The organism is Paenibacillus sp. 203 (genome assembly GCF_037027525.1).
Taxonomy (GTDB): Bacteria; Bacillota; Bacilli; order Paenibacillales; family Paenibacillaceae; genus Paenibacillus; species Paenibacillus polymyxa_B.
In genome coordinates, this window is the sequence record NZ_JAXCHD010000009.1 from 194,453 (window position 1) to 213,737 (window position 19,285).

A 19,285-nucleotide genomic window follows, 5' to 3' on the forward strand; every position below is an offset into this window, starting at 1 on the left:
CTTGAGTGAGTGAAAAAGTGTATGGAAATGCATATATGCAATCGAAAAAATAAAGCTCGTATCCCGCGTTGCACGTCTGTTGAGACGAGCGGAGATACGAGCTTTATTTACGCTGACAGGGCCACTATCATGAAGGCTGTTGTTCATGATGATAGGTTGTAATACAGCTAAGCTGTATTACTATAAGCTAATTCAGGAGGACTTACGCAATCTACCCAGTTCAGAAACAATAGCTTCAACCTCTGAAATGCTCAGGTTAGGCTTGCTTATCACCATATCATAGACATCATGGATGTCCTCGTATTGCTCCAGCGAGAAAGCGGATGCCTGCATAGCAGCACCACTCGCCATACGGAGCTTGGTTTTAATACCCTCAATCATATACTCAATGTTGGCATGAGACGGTACAGACAAATCCATCGTTAATTTTCCATCCTTTCATAACAGGGGAAGTTGCCTGTATTGTATCATGTTTTTGTTGTAGAATGTACTGAAAGCCAGATTACTGATATACAACCGAATCAAGGAGGATGGACAAAGTTGTCTTTGTATAATCGAGCTTCCGCACCTGGTCGCTCGTCCTTAGAACATAATGTAAAGAAAACAGATCGAGATGGACTTGCGCCGTTTTTCCGAGAAATTCATCATCAGCATGCTATAGATAAGTTGACTTTTGTTTGCATCGGTACAGATCGCTCCTCGGGTGATTCACTCGGGCCACTGGTAGGCACCATGCTCAAGGAGCAAGGCTTTCCGCACGTGATTGGCACAATGACGGAGCCCTGTGATGCAGATCATCTGGTTTCATACTTGGAGTGCATTCCCCAAGATCATCATGTGATCGCCATAGATGCTTGTCTTGGACAGCACGGCTCAACGGGAATGTTTCTTATTGCGCGTGAACCGCTAACTCCTGCGCGATCGGTGGGGCTGTCTCTGCCGTCTGTTGGTCATTATAGTGTTGCAGCGATTGTGAATGAGCGCAGTCCCAAGCCCTATTGGACACTCCAAATGACGTCGCTTCACTTGGTCATGACCATGGCTGCGCATATTGCTAATGCGGCGGCTTATGAATTTGGTTTAAAAACAGCTTCGCAAGATTTTCCAGAGGGTTACCGTTTCAGATATTGATGGTCTGCTTAATAATATACATCAGCATGTTCTACTCACTAATATATTCAGATCCAATAGATTATATACAGAGAAGGAAGGGTTCCACATGGAAAAGGTATTATGCGAAGGAACGACGATCTGCTATGCCGAACAGGGAAAAGGAGATCCGATCATTCTATTGCACGGATTTTGCGGAAGCTCTTCCTACTGGGATGAGGTTGTTCCCTTGCTATCCCAAAGCTATCGTTGTATTGTTCCAGACTTGCGTGGACACGGACGCAGCGATGCTCCACTAGGAGCCTATACTATTGATCAAATGGCAGATGATGTGCTTAAACTTCAAGAACAATTGGACATTCCTCAGGCTGCCTGGTTTGGTCACTCCCTAGGAGGCTATCTTGCCCTTTCGGCAGTGCAGAGACATGCAGAACGCCTGACAGCCTTTGGACTGATTCATTCCACAGCATATGCAGATACGGATGAAGGTAAAGAAAAGCGGAATAAGGCTGTATCCACCATCCAAACGGAGGGGATTACGACCTTTGTAGATGGACTCGTACCGGGACTGTTTGCTCCTGATCATGTGGAGTCAATGTCTAGCCAATTACTTAAAGTCAAAGAAATTGGCTACAAAACACCACCACAAGGAGCCGTAGGAGCATCACTGGCTATGCGCGAGCGTACTGATCGTCGGGATGTATTGTCGGCTTCTGCATTGCCAGCCCTTTTAGTAGCGGGGGAGCAGGATCAGGCGGTTCCTCCAGCGCGGACGTTTACAACAGATCGGGCCGGAGTAACTCAGGTTAGCCTACCGGAAGTAGGTCACATGAGCTTGTTCGAGGCACCGGAGTTATTAGCGAACACCATCTTGACATTTTTAGAGCAAAACTTGAAAAAGTAGACTGAGGTAAGCCCAAAAACCGGAACAATTCTGATGTGATAATTAGAAGGTTCCGGTTTTTGGGTAGTCAATTATTTTTAGGTGTGTAAGGTGTCTAATTTATATTGCTTTTGTTAAAGGCAAACGCTGTCGGCAAACCGTCAATACTCTCCAGATTTTTCTCATAGGCATATTTTTTAAGTGCTTCTTCTCCCATCTGAATCGAGACTTCCTTCAGCTTTTCCCGTTCGCTCGTGTATGTCATAAAGGGAACCGCAAAACCACATGAATTCTGCACCATATGAACGTCCACAACAATGATTTGTCTTGCACCGGGAAGCGGGTTGAAGAGAGGGTACAGTTCATTCCATTGCTTAGTATCGGGCAGTGCGACGGTACCAGTACCATAGAGCTTTAGTACACTGGGAGCGCCCTCAAATGCACAAAACATGATTGTTACCCGTCCGTTCTCGATAATGTGGGCGCTTGTCTCGTTGCCGCTTCCCGCCAAGTCGAGATAGGCTACCCTTTGGTCCGATAGAATACGAAAGGAATCATATCCCTTGGGGGAAAGGTTAACGTGCCCTGTCTTGGATAGCGGTGCTGATCCTACAAAGAAAATGTGCTGCCGCTGTATAAACTCTTGATGTTCCGGTAATATCGAGCTAAATTGTTTACCCAAACTCCATCATCCTTTCTCACAAAAATATTCATATAAATTTTGTTTCTAAAGAAATTAATTATTATAAATAATTTTATGGAATGATTAAATATACTGATTATTTTTTGTTTCGTATGAAACAAAAATAACACAACACTAACGAAGAAGCAATATTGATTAAAAAAACTCGTCATTCGCTAGTCACATGATCAGCTATAAAGTACTGTACCGTAGGAATTCACTGCCATACGTGAGCATTCTGACTTCCTGATCATTGATGTTATTAACTGAGGGTGAAGGTTATAAGTGGTATTTCTGCATGGTAGGGCATTTGGCTTTTAGACAAGGATGTCATACAATCAGAAGACAGAGTTTCTGGTTGTCTAGGCATCGGGATGAAAGGAAGGGAACGGCTTGCTTAGAAAAGATTATTTGCTCAGTATGATGGAAGAATTGACATCCGCAGTAGCATCGGTGCTCGGTCTAAGGCGTGAAAATAAACATGTCGAAGCGCTAAAACAGTTAGATGATCTGCTCAACAAGCAGTTTCGTCTTCGTTCAGATCTGCTCAGACGATTACCGCCGGAACAAATTATTGAGCTTTTCCGATTGGGCCCTGGAATTGAAGCAGACAAGATCCAGCAGGTGGCTCGCATTTTAGAGGAAGAAGCCGTGATTTACCTGGAAACCAGTAGAACAGACGAGGGCATACGAATCTTGATGAAATCTCTTCATTTATATTTGTACAGCGATACGAATGGCGCGACTCGTGATCTGCAGGTCCTGCCTGAACGAATAGCGTGTATCGTAAAACTGGTGCGTGAATATGAGCTTCCCTCTGAAACCAGCAAACTGTTGGCTGTTCATTACGAGCGAGAAAACAGGCTGGACGAAGCCGCCGATGTCTGGTTTGGATTGGCATGGGAGCAGCCAGAGCTTCTATCCGAAGCGGAGGCGTTTTACAGTCACTTACTGGATAAGACCAATGCAGAGCTGGAGCTGGGTGGAATTTCACGCCAGGAAGTCACCGAGGGTTTGACCGAGATCACCCAATTACATGAAAGAAAGTGAGATGTACCTTTTGGATTCACTGCGCGAACTTATATACCAATTGACTACGGGAGGATCCCTCATAACAGCGACGCTGAGTCAGCTTCGCAAACGGGAGGATGCTTCTTTTACTAAAGTACAAATCAAACCAGTGGAATTGAAAAACAAGCTGCATTACCAGTTTGCTTTTCATTACAGCAACAAAGTCATTCATGAAAATCTGACCCCTGACGAAGCTAATGAGCGTATGACTGCCTTGTTTGAGGACACGTTCCGCCAAGGACTTTTATGCGCCAAGGATGCAGACTACCAAGTGCTGATCAGTAAAAAATACAAAGTATCCATTCTGACAAAGTCACCGAGCAAAAGTAAAGCCGACCTGTCTCATAATCGCAAAAAGCAGTATGTGCTTGAAGAAGGGGAACGAATTCCTTTCCTGATTGAGCTGGGGATTATGAATGAGGATGGTAAGGTACTGGCCCGCAAGTATGATAAGTTTCGTCAAATTAACCGGTTTCTCGAAATGGTGCAGGATGTATTGCCCAGCCTTCCGGTAGGCCGCCCTCTGACGATTGTGGATTTTGGCTGTGGCAAATCGTATTTGACCTTTGCGCTGTATCACTATTTGGCTGTACAGCAAAAGCGACCATTGCAGATCGTTGGTTTGGACTTGAAGGCAGATGTCATTGAAACCTGTAATGTTCTGGCTCAAAAGCTGCAATATCGACAGTTGGAGTTTCTGGTCGGCGATATCGCAGACTATAACGAACTGGAACAGGTGGATATGGTTGTTACCTTGCACGCTTGTGATACAGCAACAGATGCGGCGCTGGAAAAGGCCGTCCGCTGGGGAGCATCCGTTATTTTGTCGGTTCCGTGTTGCCAGCATGAGCTGTTCAGCCAACTAGAAAATCCGGTAATGGAGCCTTTGCTATCTCACGGTATTTTAAAGGAGCGTTTTTCTGCACTGGCAACGGATGGAATCCGGGCCAAATTGCTGGATATGATGGGATATCGGACACAGCTATTGGAATTTATCGACATGGAGCATACACCTAAAAATATTCTGATTCGTGCCGTCAAAGGGCAGGCGGGAGAACAATCCGTTTTGTGGCGTGAATACACAGCATTTCGGGATTTTATTCATGCTGATCCTTATTTGGAACGCGCTTGTGCGGATTTGCTTCCCGAAGGAGCGGGGAAGAAGCAGACACATAGCTAGGAATATAGTAAAAGTGGGGCCACTGCGGGGTAGCTCCACTTTTTTGTAGTTTACAGTTCATGGTTGCAGTACGCAAAACATCTATCCGCCATAGGCGCTTCTAAAAGCGGTGCACAAGACATCGCGATCTACCTTCCACAATGCCGCGAGCTCCTCGCTGACGTCTTCGTCCCACCAGTCGCATAGTAGTTTGCGATTACTATGGTTTTCCGCAATCCAGATAAGGTGTCCGACGACCTTGCGGCAGTATAGCTCCTCGCCCTGCTTGACCAGATCAGGAGCAATGTGAACAGGCAGACGTTTGCAGGTTCGATACAACTCTTTGGTACATGCGCGGCGGATACCACGAGCCGTGGGTAAACGGGATTGTGAATTGTCATGTTTGGGGAATTTGCCGGGAGGCATATTGTACCCCCTCCTCTCTCTCCCAACTTATGCGGGCAGAGGAGCCGGGGTCACTGACCTCCCTATTGGGCGAAGTGGCGACTTGTTCTGCCGCTGTGATACACTAATGAAAATAGAGAAACAGGCAGGGAGTGGGAAGAGAATTGGACCAAATATCTAGTATCATTAATTATTTGTTTGAGATCATTCGTAGTCTTGGGTATTTTGGTATTATGCTAGGCTTGATGGTTGAGGTCATTCCAAGCGAAATTGTCCTCGCTTATGGTGGCTTTTTAGTATCCTCGGGTCATATTAATTTTTTTGGCGCAGTCGTTTTTGGAACGATTGGCGGGGTTCTGGCCCAGTTGTTCATTTACTGGATTGGACGCTATGGCGGCAGACCGGTATTAGATAAGTACGGGAAATACATACTTATCAAAAAAAGTCATGTCGACCATGCTGAAGCCTGGTTTAACAAATACGGCACAGGGGTCATTTTCACAGCTCGCTTTATTCCTGTTGTGCGTCATGCCATCTCAATCCCTGCCGGGTTGGCTCGAATGAACGTATGGCGTTTTACTATTTTGACAACGCTAGCGATTATACCTTGGTCTGTTTTGTTTATATATTTAGGTATGCTGCTAGGAGACAAGTGGGAGCAAATTGACGAAGTGGCAGCACCTTACATCAAACCGATTTTGCTGGTTGCCCTTGCGCTCTTGATCATTTATTTTGTTATCAAATGGATTTTGTCCAAAAACAAAAAAGGAAGTGTATAACATGAGCCGTACTAATGTATCGCAATACTTCGGAAAGGGCTTAAGCCCTGAACAGTTTATGGAGGGCATGGAAAAGAACAAAGAAGCCTTCCGCTCTGGGTACGATCAGTTTGTGTGGAATCGCGAAGAGGATCGAGAGTATTTTGAAAGCCTGAACCATCGGGATGATCTGCGCGTGCTTATTTTGGCTGCCGACTGGTGTGGGGATGTGGTACGCAATGTGCCAGTTGTGTTCCGTGCACTGGAGAATAGCGGGATTCCGACCGAAGTATTAATCTTGGAAAACCATCAGGCGCTGATGGATGACTTCCTGACAATGGGCGGACGTGCTGTACCGATTGTGATTTTTGCGGATACAGGAGGTCACGTACTTGGCCACTGGGGACCACGCCCTGCACATGTCCAACAAATTATGATCGAATTCAAACGTGAAAATCCAGATCGGGAAGCCGATGATTATCAAGAAAAAATCGCAGTTGCTCGTAAAGAAATGGCTGAAAAATATGGGGAGGGAACCGAGGTCCATCCTGTGATTGTTCAGGAATTACGTGAGCTGATCTCGGGATTTTAACTTATGGTGCTATCTATTCGCAGCTTTAATCTCGGTCCACTTCAGACGAACGCTTATTTGCTTCAAGGGGATGATCCACAGCGCGCCATTATTATTGATCCAGGAATGAATCCGGGTCCTTTGCTGAGGGCGATTGAGTCTCTGACTATTGAAGCTATCCTGCTGACCCATGCCCATTTTGACCATATTGGAGGGGTGGAGGAGATTCGCAATGCCAAAGGATGTCCGGTGTATTTGCACACCTTGGAGCAAGACTGGCTCACATCTCCTAAGCTGAATGGCTCCTTGATGTGGCCAGAGGCATCTCCACCAATCTCAACCGGTCCTGCCGAATACGATTTGGCGGAAGGTCAACAATTGAACCTGATCGGGCACACGTTCAAGGTGTTCCATACACCGGGCCATTCACCCGGAAGTGTCAGCTTTTTGTGTGGCAAAGATCTTTTTTCCGGGGATGTGCTATTCCGTCAGGGCGTTGGACGCACGGATCTGACGGGTGGGCGGGAACGGGATCTATACGATTCTATTCAAAACAAATTGTTCCCGCTCGGAGATGACGTTACAGTCTATTCCGGTCACGGTCCCAAAACGTCCATCGGTTATGAGAAAGCTAACAATCCGTATATCCGGTAAATGTGATGAAACTTTCAGGAGGGGCAAAATCAAAGGTGTGACAAGTTTTGCCCCATTTCGACAACAAATTATAAATTACGTATAGACAAAGGTTTTTATTTTTGTTAACATAAATTTATTAAAGTTACATACTAAACTCGCGAAGCACGCAAGCTGTGGATGAATCCCGGTTTGCGTTCTTTTTTTTGCCCATTAAGAGGATAAACAGGCATGAGGCCGTCAGATCACAAGGGGGAGCAAGAATGAAAAGAAAACATATATATGGGGTACAACGTGAGATTGGAGGTAGTTTCCGTGTTCCCAATATAATAGATATTGAAGATTCTGTGGTAGGTTCCGAACCGAAGATCATAACTTGGAAAAAGGTGAGACGACAGGGCGGAATCCCTTCACAAAACTGGCATGTGAGGCTGAATGAACACAGGTTGGGACGTGGAGACGGTCGATTATGAAGATACATAGATGATATAGACAAGCTACTTTTTTTTTAGTAGACTTAGCAGATAAGTTCAGACAAACGGGGGGGCTAACGATGCATCATTTAGGAGCTAGAATTATGATCGTCGCGGATGCTTTTGAGCAGAATCTTCCTGTGGGCGAACATGGTTATATCATTGCTTACGACCGTAATGCGGACAATGCTTTTGACTATGTCATTCGCGTACCGAAGGTGAACCGCAATTTTTTTGTACCATCCGGGGACATCGAGCTGGAGGAGAGTATTCTCAAGCTAGAAGCCGAGCGGATTGAGCGTGAAGCGCTGATAGATTATGCCCTTGCTACTCATAATGAGCAACTGTTCAAGCATGTAATGAACGGTGGTCTTGATTCGGTAGAGACTGAAGAAGAAGAAACCGCGGCAGAGTTGTTGTCACAGGCTGATTTTATCAGACAAGTCAATTTGCGTGCTTGGATATAGGAGTCGGCTACTGCCGACTCTTTTTAAAAATATATAATGGGCACAATCTCAGCTCTTATAGTTATCTCGAAAGAGCACCGAGAGGTGCTTTTTTTATATTCTTTTAGCAACATTTCCCTCATTGATGTACAGTTTGCTTCTGTACCGCGTCAAAGATTGAATTGTAAAGGGTTCTATCCTATAATTAAAAACGTTATTTCAAAGTTCGGTGTAGCATTTTTTAATATCAGGATTTTGCAAAATTCGATTCCAGTCATTTATTGGACTTTTTGCAAAATCCTCATATACATGAGGAGGGTTTTGTATGAACATTTCCACGGAAGATGTCCGTCACGTAGCCAAGCTGTCTAGGTTGAATCTGACCGCGGCTGAAGAAGAAACGATGACAGGACAATTAAACGCCATTCTCCATTATGCGGAGAAGCTGAATGAGCTGGATACGGAGCAGGTAAAACCGACCACTCATGTGCTGCACGTCAGCAATGTCATGCGAGACGACGAAGTTCGTGAAAGTTTGACACATGAGCAAGTGATGCGCAATGCACCTGAAGAAGAAGACGGACAGTTTAAGGTTCCTGCTGTTCTGGAATAGATCTCATATTTGAAAGGAGGATGCAAGTTGAGCTTGTTCAATAACACATTGCCCGAGATACATAACAAGCTGCATCAAAAGGAAATTTCCGTGAGTGATCTGGTGGGACACGCTCTGGAGACGATTGGTGCGCGGGAAGACAAGATCAGAGCTTATATTACCGTTGACGAGGAACAGGCCCGTGCATCCGCACGTCAGCTGGATGATCAGCTGATTTCCGGAGAGGAAAGAGGGTTGTTGTTTGGTCTGCCGGTTGGTATTAAGGATAATATTGTGACAGAAGGGCTGCGTACAACATGTGGCAGTCAGTTTTTGAAAAATTTTGATCCCGTTTACGATGCCACAGTTGTTAGCAAGTTGCGCGCAGCGCAAACTGTGACACTCGGTAAAATGAACATGGACGAATTCGCCATGGGCGGCTCTAACGAGAACTCCAGCTTTTTCCCTGCACGTAACCCTTGGGATTTAGAACGTGTTCCCGGCGGTTCCAGTGGCGGCTCGGCTGCGGCTGTTGCAGCAGGTGAGGCTTATTTCACGCTCGGTTCGGATACAGGTGGTTCCATTCGCCAGCCCGCTTCTTACTGCGGTGTAGTTGGCCTGAAACCAACCTATGGTCTAGTATCCCGTTTTGGATTGGTGGCTTTTGCCTCCTCTTTAGACCAAATTGGACCTATTACTAAAAATGTTCAGGATTCGGCCTATGTCCTACAAGCCATTGCAGGCTATGACCATAAGGACTCCACTTCTGCAAAGGTAGACATTCCTGATTATTTGAACGCTTTAACCGGGGATGTAAAAGGACTTCGTATCGCTGTGCCTAAAGAGTATCTTGGTGAGGGCGTAGATCCACAGGTTAAGGAAAAGGTGCTCGACGCACTGAAAACGCTGGAAGGATTGGGCGCTGTATGGGAAGAAGTATCTCTCCCTCACACGGAATATGCGGTAGCGACATACTACCTGCTGGCTTCATCCGAAGCGTCATCCAATCTGGCCCGCTTTGACGGCGTGCGCTATGGTGTGCGTTCTGACAATCCGGACAACCTGCTTGATCTTTACCATCAGTCCCGTACGCAGGGGTTTGGTCCCGAGGTGAAGCGTCGGATTATGCTGGGCACCTATGCACTCAGCTCCGGGTACTACGATGCTTATTATTTGAAAGCTCAAAAAGTGCGCACGCTGATTAAACAGGATTTTGATCGTGTATTTGAACAATATGATGTAATTATTGGACCTACTGCGCCGACAACAGCTTTCAAAATCGGCTCACAAGTGGATGATCCATTGACGATGTATTTGAACGACATTTTGACGATTCCGGTGAGCTTGGCTGGCGTGCCAGCCATCAGCATTCCTTGTGGTCTTGCAGATGGAATGCCAGTCGGACTACAAATTATCGGAAAGGCCTTTGACGAGTCTTCCGTGCTACGCGTAGCTCATGCTTTTGAACAAAATACCGAATTTCACAAGCAGCGTCCGCAGCTGTAATTTGCTAAAAAGGAGGGAACCTATTCATGTCTACAACTACATCCAAATATGAGACGGTCATCGGACTTGAAGTGCACGTGGAATTGCATACGAAGTCTAAAATATTTTGTGGATGCTCGACATCCTTCGGAGCACCACCCAACTCTCATACATGTCCGGTCTGTCTCGGTCATCCAGGGGTGCTGCCGGTATTGAACCGTCAGGCCGTTGATTATGCAATGAAAGCAGCAATGGCTCTGAATTGCACCATTGCTGATGTGAGCAAGTTTGATCGCAAGAATTATTTTTACCCCGATTCACCTAAGGCTTACCAAATCTCACAATACGATCAACCCATTGGCGAAAATGGCTGGATTGATATTGAAGTGAATGGTGAGACAAAGCGTATCGGTATTACTCGACTGCATCTGGAAGAGGACGCAGGGAAATTAACACATGTTGATGGTGGCTACGCATCTTTGGTCGACTTTAATCGGGTCGGCACACCATTGGTCGAGATCGTTTCGGAGCCGGAAATATCATCGCCGGAAGAAGCCAAGGCCTATCTGGAAAAAATACGTGCCATTATGCAGTATTGTGACGTATCCGATGTGAAGATGGAGGAAGGATCACTTCGCTGCGACGCGAATATCAGTCTTCGTCCGCATGGACAAAAAGAGCTGGGAACTAAAGCGGAACTAAAAAACATGAACTCCTTCCGTGGCGTACAGCGCGGACTGGAATATGAGCAGTTCCGGCAGGAGCAGACGCTGGACGAAGGCGGAACGATTGTACAGGAGACACGTCGTTGGGATGAGGCGCAAGGTAAAACCTTATCCATGCGTGGTAAGGAACAGGCCCATGACTATCGTTATTTCCCAGACCCGGATCTGGTTACACTGCATATAGATGAGGAATGGAAAGAACGTATCCGTGCTTCGATTCCTGAATTGCCTGACCAGCGTAAAGCACGCTACACTTCGGAATATGGCTTACCTGAGTATGATGCGCAGGTGATTACGTCCTCCAAGCCATTGGCCGATTTGTTCGAGGATAGCCTTCAATTCACCAAGGATGCTAAAGCAGTATCCAACTGGATTATGGGGGATCTACTCGGTTATTTGAACAGTGCCGGTGTAGAGCTGTCGCAGGTTAAATTGACCGGTCGGGGCTTGGGCGAAATGATCGGACTGCTGGAGAAGGGAACGATCAATAGCAAAATCGCCAAAACGGTCTTCAAGGAAATGCTGGAAAGTGATAAACTGCCACAGCAAATTGTTGAAGAAAAAGGGCTTGTACAGATCAGTGATGAGGGTGCAATCCTGACCATTGTCGAACAAGTTGTAGCAGCTAACCCGCAATCGGTCGAAGATTACAAAGCCGGCAAGCAAAAGGCCATCGGGTTCCTAGTCGGTCAAGTGATGAAGGAGAGCAAGGGAAAGGCAAACCCTGGCCTTGCTAATAAGTTGCTGACGGAAGTGCTGAACCGCTAATGGCATAGATTTGACAGGGGGCTTGTCTTTTAGGGACAGGCCCCTTTTGCATAGACGCTGAGAACGATTGGCGCGAGCAAACTTTAGAATCCTGATGGCATTTTATGAGTTTCCTTAGGAGGGAAAACAGCATGGTTACCCTATGTTCATTGGAAGATGATGATATCGTCAGTCAGATATGGCGTCTACAGCACGTTGCCTATAGGCTGGAAGCTGAGTTGATTGGGTTTGATGAGATTCCTCCACTGATGGATACATTGGATACTCTGAGAAGCTGTGGAGAGTCTTTTTATGGGTGGCTGGAGGAAGGTGAATTGCTAGGGGCACTGGCTGTGCAGTCTGAGTCGCCCGATTCGCTTACCCTTACACGTATGATGGTTCACCCAGATCATTTTCGAAAAGGCATTGCAGACTCTTTAATGAAGCATGTTTTGAATGAATATCAAAATATCCCGTTGTTTATCGTCTCTACAGGAACTTTAAATACTCCTGCGGTGACATTGTATCGAAAACATGGCTTTCGCCCCGTATCTGCGGCGGAGGTCGCCCCAGGCGTGGAATTAACCACCTACCATCTGCATAAGTTGGAATAGCATTGAGATATCATTAAATTGGCATTAAAAATGCACATAAGCCCACAAACCGCGCACCCGGAGTGGGAAGCACGACATAACCGGGAGGAGTGACTTGAATGGATAATCCGTGGATTATAGACGATTCACATATCATTTTACGGCTTTTGCTGTCCATGCTTCTCGGTGGATTCATTGGCTTTGAACGCGAACGTTCCAATCACGCAGCTGGTTTGAGGACTCATATTATGGTCAGTCTTGGTTCGACGCTGATTATGCTACTCTCCATTTACGGCTTTGCCGATTTTATTAAAGAAGCTAATGTACGCATAGATCCCGCTCGTTTGGCTACGGCGGTAATCACTGGCGTAGGCTTTTTGGGTGCAGGGACGATTATGTTCACAGGTAAATCCATTACCGGACTAACGACTGCGGCTTCCATTTGGGTCGTGGCTGCCATTGGTCTTGGGGTCGGAGCAGGCTTTTATTTCCCGTCTATTGCGGCAACGGTGCTCGTGTTTTTAAATTTATGGGTATTTAACAAAGTCGAACTCCGATATATGCGTGGACGCAAGCGTCATCTTATTACATTGTACGGATTGTCGTCTCACGGATTGCTGGAGCAGATTTCGACTTATTTAGAGCAAGAAAAAGTGGAAATACGTAAAATAATGATTAAAGAACATGAAAATGTCCCATTTCACGAATTACATCCAGATCGGCAGAGTATGGAGGTTTCCCTAGAGGTGCTGTCCCGTCATGATTTTAATCCCGTACGTATTGCAGCTGATTTACGACAATGGGAAGATATAGCTGCAGTCTCTGTTGAGTAATAGCCTACCTTTTTTTAACAGTTACTCTTAAATCCGATTGGGGTACTATGTAAGCATTGAAGTATTTTTCAGCGGAGCCACGCATGGGATTCAAAGGGGAGGATGGCATGAACTCGGAACAACCGTTACCGTCTGGAGAGGCTGGGCAGCTACAAGCGCCGGAACAGCGGGAACAACCCAGACAGGGGAAGCGTCTAAAATACGCTAAATTTCGCAAAGTGATTGCCATTATCATGGCAGCATTGTTACCCGGACTGGGACATCTTTTTCTAGGGCTGTTTATTAGGGGGCTTAGTTTTATTGTGTTGCTCCTGCTAGATATTTTTGCGATGCTGTATGTTTCTTCTGATGGCTTGAGGATTAACATCCCATTACTTATTTTGCTTGGATTGTTCATACCCGTTTTATATTTTTATAATGTATATGATGTCTTACAGTCAGCAGATTACATGGTTCGTTATCGGCGTAAGCCAGATCGTTATGCACGGATGGATGCTAAAGGCCAGCAAAGTAGTCCTTTTTATGCATGGGAGAGAGGCTTTGCTTTTGCTGTGCTGATGGTGGCAGGCGGTGGGCTTATGATTTTGTTTCGCATGAAACCTCGCTGGTTGAGCAACTTCTTTGAGGATTATGGATTCCTGACACTGGCCATTTTATTAATGATGATCGGTTTATCCCTTTTTCTAAGGGAAGCCTTTCTATCCTTTAAGCGTAAAAAGTTGAAAGAAAGAGGGTGAAGCTGGCGTGCACTGTAAAATAAGAGTCGGTCGCTACACCTCTTCGCTTCTGTTGATGGCTGTAGGCATTTTGCTTATTGTAGATGTGTTTCAAAATACTGAATATATGCTTCAGCTCCTCGTTTGGTGGCCCGTAATCTTCGTGCTTTGGGGACTGGAATATCTGATTTTTTTTGCTGTGTACTATCGGAAAGAAGGCAAGTCTGACAACGGAAGGCGATTCAGACCTGACCTAAAAGGGATTCTGTCCGCTTTGGTAGTGGCAGCCTCGGTTTTTATCGTGACCCAGCAAAATCATTATATGTATCTGTGGAACCGGGTCAGTCTCAATCTGACATCAGCCTCTATGGATTTTAGTCAGGCTAAAGAGAATCGGTATGATATGGGTGGTGTACTGGTACCTGTAACTATGCAGACGTCTGATTTAGTAGTTGATTCGGTTAATGGTGATGTAACACTGATCAGACGGCCTGTGTCCAATATAGAGGTACGTGGGACTCTATGGGTGGATCAAGCGCCTGCTGCCGAAGCGGACAAGATTGCTCAGGCTTCTTCACTGACTTCTACCGACGGCAAGACCATCCAGATTCGTCCGGAGGCACAGTCATACGGAGCTTCAAGCAAACGTCAGCCCCGTGTGAACATGCTGATCACCGTGCCGGAGGACCGACGGTTCAATGTGCAGATTAGAACCTCCAACGGGAATATTACCCTGAATGGAGTTGATGCTATTGATAGCATTCGGCTCGAGAGCGGTAATGGAGATCTCACCGTTAATGACGCTATCGGCAATGTCAAGGGAGGCACGCTGAACGGTCAGGTTAAATTGCATCGGATTTCTGGAGATGTAGATGTGCGCACGAACCGTGGCGATATGCAGGCAGGAGATATTGAAGGAGCTGTGACACTACACACCATGGTAGGTGATATTCAGCTCGCTCGTTCGGAAGGGGACATCACCGTAGATACTCAGAATGGTGACATGAATGTGCTGAATTCTACAGCCAAGCTGAATGCAAATTCGCTTAATGGCTCTATCAAAGTGCATAGCGAGCAGGTGGGCGGAGATTGGAAAATATACAGTGCTGTCGGTGATATCGTATTGGATCTTCCGTCGAATGGAGATTTTCAGTTAGAGGGTTCAAGCAGTTATGGTAATCTTCAATCCGATTTTCCATTTAAAATAGATAGTAAAAGTATCTCAGGCCAGAACGGGACAGGTAAGTATGCGATCAACGTAGAGGGTAACAGCGATTTAACCATTAAAAAGTTACTGATGCCGTCGTTACCCGACTTGGATGATTCCGGGGGTACGACTGCGCCCGATACATCTGAAAGCTCTCCGGCTGAAACCGGAGCTCCTGAGACAGATACCTCTATAGGAACATCCGGCGACAATACAGCGCGTTGACAAGAAACTTGAGTAGACCGTACAATGTGAGTAGGTTTAGAAGTAAGTTGTAAATAGATGCGTGGTAATTGATAGGATCGTAAGTAAGGGATAAGGCGGTGGACATATATGGCGGCACGCGTCCAGCATGCTTTGGAACTTCTGAAGAAGACAGGTGTACGCATAACACCCCAGCGTCATGCCATATTAAACTATTTAATGGAAACTATGGGGCACCCGACTGCAGATGAAATATATCGAGCGCTTGAGTCCAAGTTTCCAAGTATGAGTGTGGCTACGGTTTATAATAACTTAAAGATGTTTATAGAAGCGGGTATGGTACATGAGTTGACCTATGGAGATAACGCCAGTCGTTATGATGCCAATATTTCGGAGCACTATCACATCATTTGCGAAAAATGCGGAAAAATTGAAGATTTCAGTTATCCCTATTTGGCTGATGTGGAACGCCATGCCGCGTTGGAAACAGGCTTCGAGGTGCATGGACATCGTATGGAGTTACACGGAGTATGCAAAGCTTGTAGTAACAAACAAACGTAACGAAACAAGGAATAGAAGTTTTTTGTGCGGTATGTATATATTGTAATGGATTGGAAACGTGAGGAATTCCCCATAAGCGGGGATTTACCGCGTTTTTTTATTTAAATCACTTTATTTTTGTAATTCAAAGTTCATACAATGGAGGTTCAATATTGGCCAGAAATCATTCCAGACGCCGCCGTAAACGTTCACGATTCAAAGGAGCGGCAAGCCTGCTATTATTTGCAGCGATTATATGCGCAATTACTGTCGTATGGTTTGGTAATCCCCTTCACGAGAAACCCGATTGGCAGGGCAGTGTCCGTCCTATTTTTATGCAGGGCAAGTTGACTGGGTATGAAGCTCAAAGCTCGGGCAAGAACATGCTGATGCCGCTTAAATTGGTGCAAAGTCAAATTGATCCTACGGTTCGCTATGAGGATGATAGCCAATCCGTCATTATGGCGACGAGACAAAGCCTGCTCTATATGAAGGTTTCGAAGGCACAAGGGGAACTGAATGGTAAGACATATGCGCTTAGCGTAGCCCCTCAGGTGATCAGTGGAGAGGTATATATCCCGATAGAGGCTGTACGTGAAGTATACGGCGTTTCTATACACGAAGACCCTGTAACTGGTGCTGTCATCCTAATGAAAGCTGGAGAGAAGGTCAGGTTGGGGAGTGTAGAAAAGAAGGATGGCCCACGGGATGCTAGAATTGCCTTACGTAAAGAAGCCTCCAGCCTATCTTTCATTTTGACAGATATATCTCAGCGGACGAAGGTACGTATTTGGTCCAAACAAGGAGATTGGTATTTTGTTCAATTAGACAATGGCTATACGGGATACATTAAGTCAGACCATATCGCTGAAGGAGAAGAGCTTGTGATCCCTTCGGCTAAAGACGATTTGTCCATCTCGGAAAAACATTGGGAGGGTAGGCCAGTAAACCTCGCTTGGGAAGCCGTCTATAATCGCAAGCCCGATCCTTCCAAGTTTGATCCTATGCCTGGAGTAAATGTGGTGAGTCCTACGTGGTTCAGTGTCGTCGATCCTGAGGGCACTGTAGAAAGCAAGGCAGATCCTGCCTATGTCAGCTGGGCACATCGCAAGGGGATGGAGGTTTGGGGCTTGTTGAGCAACAGCTTTAATCCCGAATTAACAACTGAAGCATTGTCTACCTTTGAACGTCGAAAGGCGATTGTAGATCAGATGATTTCACTTGCCCTAGAAAATGATCTGGATGGTATTAATATTGACTTTGAAAATGTTCATACGAAGGATGGCCCCAATGTCACCCAATTTTTGCGGGAACTTAAACCGATGGCTCGGGAACATGATTTGATTCTGTCCATTGATGTTACGCCTAAATCTCAAAGTGAGATGTGGTCAGCTTTTTTGGATCGAAAATCATTGGGCACCATCACAGACTACCTCATGGTAATGGCATATGATGAGCATTGGGCGGCTAGTCCAAAGGCTGGTTCTGTCGCCTCGCTACCATGGACGGAAGCGTCAATTAAGCGAATTATTCAGGAAGATGAAGTGCCGCCTCAAAAAGTGATTTTAGGTATTCCGTTATATACTCGCGTGTGGTCCGAGACTCCCAAAGAAGGGAAGATTAAGGTCACCTCCAAATCACTTGGTATGAAGTCAGCAGCCGGTATCATAGCCGAATTTAAGTTGAAGCCCAAGTTTAGAGCTGCTGAAGGCCAGAATTATGTCGAGTATACAGAAGACGGCGTGGTCAAAAAGATTTGGCTAGAGGATCAGATATCTCTGAAGGCAAGAGTAGAACTTGCCAAATCGCTGAAGCTCGGAGGAATTGGGGCGTGGAATCGAACCTTTGCAGATGAAAACGCTTGGGTAACACTGAAAAAAATAAGTGAATAAGATAAAAATTTATACAATTGAAGAAGGAAGTTTCTTATTTATGTAGAAATGATCACATGTATCCAAATATCCAATTTGCGGTCATAGCCGCCTTGCAGATATGGAGGGAGAAGTGCAGCTAACCAAATTAAACCTAATGTATGATGAAATGTTGCAGGAAGATTCAATAGGTATTATTTCGTACAGAAAGCCGGGAGAGTATTTTCACGGTTCGATGTTGTATGACTTTGATGAACTCATTCTAATTATTGGAGAAGGCACCAAGCCAGTTCGTTCTATTCAACACTTATTTATGAATGGATTAAGATGCCAAGTGTTGTACGCAACGCTCAGTTGTCTGAAGGAATGGATTATCGCTGGTGAACAAGCCAACATTATAGATTATGTGCTAGAAGGTCGTATTGTCTGGGAACGGGATGAGAGGGTCCGTTTTTTAAGACAGGAAATTGTTGATTTTAACGATCCACTACGGGAGCAGAAGCGATTTCATGAGTTCTCCCGCTTTCTGGTCAATTACGTTCATGGTAAAAGAGCGGTGCGAGAAGGGCGGATCATTGACGCTTATCAAAGTGTTCTGAAAGCATTGGATCATTGGGCATCTATTGAACTCATTGAACGGGGGATTTATCCAAAGATTCATTTATGGGTTCAGGTACAGCCTCTGGATCGAACGATTGACAAACTGTATAACGAACTCACCTTAAGTACGGAAACCTTGGAACAACGGGTTGAACTAGTATTGCTTGCTTGTGAATTTTCAGTTATGTCAAAAATGGAGGAGTGCTCATCTCCGCTATTCCGTATATTAGGCAGCAGACGGGAACCCTGGTCTATAAATGAACTTATTAACCATCCAGAGCTAAAGAATCTTCAATTGGATCTTACCGTCGTGCTCCGTAAACTGGTATATCGTTCACTTATTAGAGAAACAGCTGCCGGGGATTTTAGGGATCGTGGGCAAAATCGTGAACTGCGTTACTCCCTTATTTGATGTGCAGGGTTGATTTGTCAGGAAGAAAGGTTGTTAAATCGACTTTTCTTCCTTTTTTTGTATGTGATTTAGTATTTATAGATAGTCACAAAATATAAATTATTAATTTAGGTTGACGAGTATATAAAATATGTGCTAAGTTATAACTCGCCCCATTAAGCAGCATGAATAATTTAGAACTGTTTAAAGCAGGATAAACGTGTTGCATCAAGCGGAAAAATAAATTTTCAAAAAAAAGCTTGACGAAAAATGAGGTTATGTGTTACATTATTTAAGTCGCCGCTGAGACGCGGTGGTGAAACAAAGTGAGACATTATACAAGTTTGATCTTTGAAAACTGAACAACGAGTGAGTAAAACGATTTTGTTCGCAAAATCAAAACAAGAGATATTTTATCTCGTCAGTTTCAAAATGAGCTTATCGCTCTTTCTATAAACCAGCTTCGGTTGGTCTTTAATGGAGAGTTTGATCCTGGCTCAGGACGAACGCTGGCGGCGTGCCTAATACATGCAAGTCGAGCGGGGTTGTGTAGAAGCTTGCTTCTATATAACCTAGCGGCGGACGGGTGA

Annotated in this window: 22 protein-coding genes and 1 rRNA gene; 20 read left to right on the forward strand and 3 right to left on the reverse strand. The window is 45.3% G+C overall.

Annotated features, from left to right (window positions below; translation table 11 throughout):
- Positions 1-192 precede the first annotated feature (192 nt).
- Positions 193-420 carry a DUF1128 domain-containing protein gene (locus WA407_RS20625; RefSeq protein ID WP_013373034.1) on the reverse strand — a complete coding sequence of 76 codons (228 nt, stop codon included), beginning with the start codon at positions 418-420 and terminating at the stop codon, positions 193-195.
- Positions 421-540: 120 nt separating this feature from the next.
- Between WA407_RS20625 and yyaC the strand changes: the two genes are divergently transcribed.
- Positions 541-1,131, forward strand: coding sequence for a spore protease YyaC (gene yyaC / locus WA407_RS20630; RefSeq protein ID WP_023990265.1), 591 nt, complete (start codon positions 541-543; stop codon positions 1,129-1,131).
- A gap of 88 nt (positions 1,132-1,219) precedes the next feature.
- On the forward strand, positions 1,220-2,014 hold the full coding sequence (locus tag WA407_RS20635; protein WP_336078273.1) for an alpha/beta fold hydrolase: 795 nt from the start codon (positions 1,220-1,222) through the stop codon (positions 2,012-2,014).
- A gap of 94 nt (positions 2,015-2,108) precedes the next feature.
- Here WA407_RS20635 and WA407_RS20640 read toward each other — a convergent pair whose 3' ends face one another.
- Positions 2,109-2,675, reverse strand: coding sequence for a pyridoxamine 5'-phosphate oxidase family protein (locus tag WA407_RS20640; RefSeq protein ID WP_061831457.1), 567 nt, complete (start codon positions 2,673-2,675; stop codon positions 2,109-2,111).
- A 393-nt stretch (positions 2,676-3,068) separates the two neighbouring features.
- Here WA407_RS20640 and WA407_RS20645 point away from each other — a divergent pair, with 393 nt between their 5' ends.
- Together WA407_RS20645 and WA407_RS20650 are read left to right on the forward strand one after the other, a co-directional pair.
- Positions 3,069-3,725 (forward strand): DUF6483 family protein, encoded by a 657-nt coding sequence (locus WA407_RS20645; protein WP_268820123.1) that lies wholly within the window; start codon positions 3,069-3,071, stop codon positions 3,723-3,725.
- A complete protein-coding gene (locus WA407_RS20650) occupies positions 3,712-4,926 on the forward strand; it encodes a class I SAM-dependent methyltransferase (RefSeq protein ID WP_254329555.1) in 1,215 nt (404 codons plus the stop codon). Before WA407_RS20645 ends, WA407_RS20650 begins: the two co-directional genes overlap by 14 nt.
- Positions 4,927-5,007: 81 nt before the next feature.
- Here WA407_RS20650 and WA407_RS20655 read toward each other — a convergent pair whose 3' ends face one another.
- Positions 5,008-5,331, reverse strand: coding sequence for a hypothetical protein (locus WA407_RS20655; protein ID WP_013311916.1), 324 nt, complete (start codon positions 5,329-5,331; stop codon positions 5,008-5,010).
- Positions 5,332-5,474: 143 nt separating this feature from the next.
- On the opposite strand from WA407_RS20655, the gene WA407_RS20660 reads away from it, so the two are divergent.
- From WA407_RS20660 to WA407_RS20735, 16 genes are all read left to right on the forward strand, one after another.
- Positions 5,475-6,089, forward strand: a complete 615-nt coding sequence (locus WA407_RS20660; protein WP_013311915.1) for a DedA family protein — start codon at positions 5,475-5,477, stop codon at positions 6,087-6,089.
- A gap of 1 nt (position 6,090) precedes the next feature.
- Complete coding sequence (locus WA407_RS20665) at positions 6,091-6,660, forward strand: thioredoxin family protein (protein WP_061831455.1); 570 nt, start codon at positions 6,091-6,093, stop codon at positions 6,658-6,660.
- Positions 6,661-6,663: 3 nt separating this feature from the next.
- Positions 6,664-7,293 (forward strand): MBL fold metallo-hydrolase, encoded by a 630-nt coding sequence (locus WA407_RS20670; RefSeq protein ID WP_254329556.1) that lies wholly within the window; start codon positions 6,664-6,666, stop codon positions 7,291-7,293.
- A 242-nt stretch (positions 7,294-7,535) separates the two neighbouring features.
- Positions 7,536-7,745: a hypothetical protein gene (locus tag WA407_RS20675; protein WP_254329557.1), complete on the forward strand. Its 210-nt coding sequence runs from the start codon at positions 7,536-7,538 to the stop codon at positions 7,743-7,745.
- Positions 7,746-7,825: 80 nt separating this feature from the next.
- Positions 7,826-8,212 (forward strand): hypothetical protein, encoded by a 387-nt coding sequence (locus WA407_RS20680; protein ID WP_061831452.1) that lies wholly within the window; start codon positions 7,826-7,828, stop codon positions 8,210-8,212.
- A gap of 304 nt (positions 8,213-8,516) precedes the next feature.
- Entirely contained in the window at positions 8,517-8,804 is a 288-nt protein-coding gene (gatC, locus tag WA407_RS20685) for an Asp-tRNA(Asn)/Glu-tRNA(Gln) amidotransferase subunit GatC (RefSeq protein ID WP_013311910.1), read from the forward strand.
- Positions 8,805-8,831: 27 nt separating this feature from the next.
- Positions 8,832-10,289, forward strand: coding sequence for an Asp-tRNA(Asn)/Glu-tRNA(Gln) amidotransferase subunit GatA (gene gatA, locus WA407_RS20690; protein WP_235309967.1), 1,458 nt, complete (start codon positions 8,832-8,834; stop codon positions 10,287-10,289).
- Positions 10,290-10,315: 26 nt separating this feature from the next.
- The gene (gene gatB / locus WA407_RS20695) at positions 10,316-11,761 is read left to right on the forward strand and encodes an Asp-tRNA(Asn)/Glu-tRNA(Gln) amidotransferase subunit GatB (RefSeq protein ID WP_013311908.1); all 1,446 of its coding nucleotides are present in this window, start codon (positions 10,316-10,318) and stop codon (positions 11,759-11,761) included.
- Between the two features lie 131 nt (positions 11,762-11,892).
- Complete coding sequence (locus tag WA407_RS20700) at positions 11,893-12,354, forward strand: GNAT family N-acetyltransferase (protein WP_069290371.1); 462 nt, start codon at positions 11,893-11,895, stop codon at positions 12,352-12,354.
- A gap of 98 nt (positions 12,355-12,452) precedes the next feature.
- A complete protein-coding gene (locus WA407_RS20705) occupies positions 12,453-13,166 on the forward strand; it encodes an MgtC/SapB family protein (protein ID WP_235309968.1) in 714 nt (237 codons plus the stop codon).
- A gap of 83 nt (positions 13,167-13,249) precedes the next feature.
- Entirely contained in the window at positions 13,250-13,903 is a 654-nt protein-coding gene (locus tag WA407_RS20710) for a hypothetical protein (RefSeq protein WP_069290370.1), read from the forward strand.
- Between the two features lie 7 nt (positions 13,904-13,910).
- Positions 13,911-15,314, forward strand: a complete 1,404-nt coding sequence (locus tag WA407_RS20715; protein ID WP_336078274.1) for a DUF4097 family beta strand repeat-containing protein — start codon at positions 13,911-13,913, stop codon at positions 15,312-15,314.
- 108 nt (positions 15,315-15,422) lie between these two features.
- Entirely contained in the window at positions 15,423-15,854 is a 432-nt protein-coding gene (locus WA407_RS20720) for a Fur family transcriptional regulator (protein ID WP_013311903.1), read from the forward strand.
- 152 nt (positions 15,855-16,006) lie between these two features.
- The gene (locus WA407_RS20725; RefSeq protein ID WP_336078275.1) at positions 16,007-17,725 is read left to right on the forward strand and encodes a glycosyl hydrolase family 18 protein; all 1,719 of its coding nucleotides are present in this window, start codon (positions 16,007-16,009) and stop codon (positions 17,723-17,725) included.
- A gap of 136 nt (positions 17,726-17,861) precedes the next feature.
- Positions 17,862-18,716 (forward strand): nucleotidyltransferase-like protein, encoded by an 855-nt coding sequence (locus WA407_RS20730; RefSeq protein ID WP_235309971.1) that lies wholly within the window; start codon positions 17,862-17,864, stop codon positions 18,714-18,716.
- Positions 18,717-19,169: 453 nt separating this feature from the next.
- Positions 19,170-19,285: ribosomal RNA gene (locus tag WA407_RS20735) — 16S ribosomal RNA — on the forward strand; the annotation flags it as partial.

Coding starts and splice junctions, on each gene's coding strand:
- WA407_RS20700 (WP_069290371.1), top strand. CDS start 11,893: ATGGTTACCCTATGTTCATTGGAAGATGATGATATCGTCAGTCAGATA.
- WA407_RS20710 (WP_069290370.1), top strand. CDS start 13,250: ATGGGATTCAAAGGGGAGGATGGCATGAACTCGGAACAACCGTTACCG.
- WA407_RS20625 (WP_013373034.1), bottom strand. CDS start 420: ATGGATTTGTCTGTACCGTCTCATGCCAACATTGAGTATATGATTGAG.
- WA407_RS20655 (WP_013311916.1), bottom strand. CDS start 5,331: ATGCCTCCCGGCAAATTCCCCAAACATGACAATTCACAATCCCGTTTA.
- WA407_RS20665 (WP_061831455.1), top strand. CDS start 6,091: ATGAGCCGTACTAATGTATCGCAATACTTCGGAAAGGGCTTAAGCCCT.
- WA407_RS20675 (WP_254329557.1), top strand. CDS start 7,536: ATGAAAAGAAAACATATATATGGGGTACAACGTGAGATTGGAGGTAGT.
- WA407_RS20705 (WP_235309968.1), top strand. CDS start 12,453: ATGGATAATCCGTGGATTATAGACGATTCACATATCATTTTACGGCTT.
- gatC (WP_013311910.1), top strand. CDS start 8,517: ATGAACATTTCCACGGAAGATGTCCGTCACGTAGCCAAGCTGTCTAGG.
- gatB (WP_013311908.1), top strand. CDS start 10,316: ATGTCTACAACTACATCCAAATATGAGACGGTCATCGGACTTGAAGTG.
- WA407_RS20670 (WP_254329556.1), top strand. CDS start 6,664: ATGGTGCTATCTATTCGCAGCTTTAATCTCGGTCCACTTCAGACGAAC.
- WA407_RS20720 (WP_013311903.1), top strand. CDS start 15,423: ATGGCGGCACGCGTCCAGCATGCTTTGGAACTTCTGAAGAAGACAGGT.
- WA407_RS20635 (WP_336078273.1), top strand. CDS start 1,220: ATGGAAAAGGTATTATGCGAAGGAACGACGATCTGCTATGCCGAACAG.
- WA407_RS20650 (WP_254329555.1), top strand. CDS start 3,712: ATGAAAGAAAGTGAGATGTACCTTTTGGATTCACTGCGCGAACTTATA.
- WA407_RS20730 (WP_235309971.1), top strand. CDS start 17,862: ATGTATGATGAAATGTTGCAGGAAGATTCAATAGGTATTATTTCGTAC.
- WA407_RS20680 (WP_061831452.1), top strand. CDS start 7,826: ATGCATCATTTAGGAGCTAGAATTATGATCGTCGCGGATGCTTTTGAG.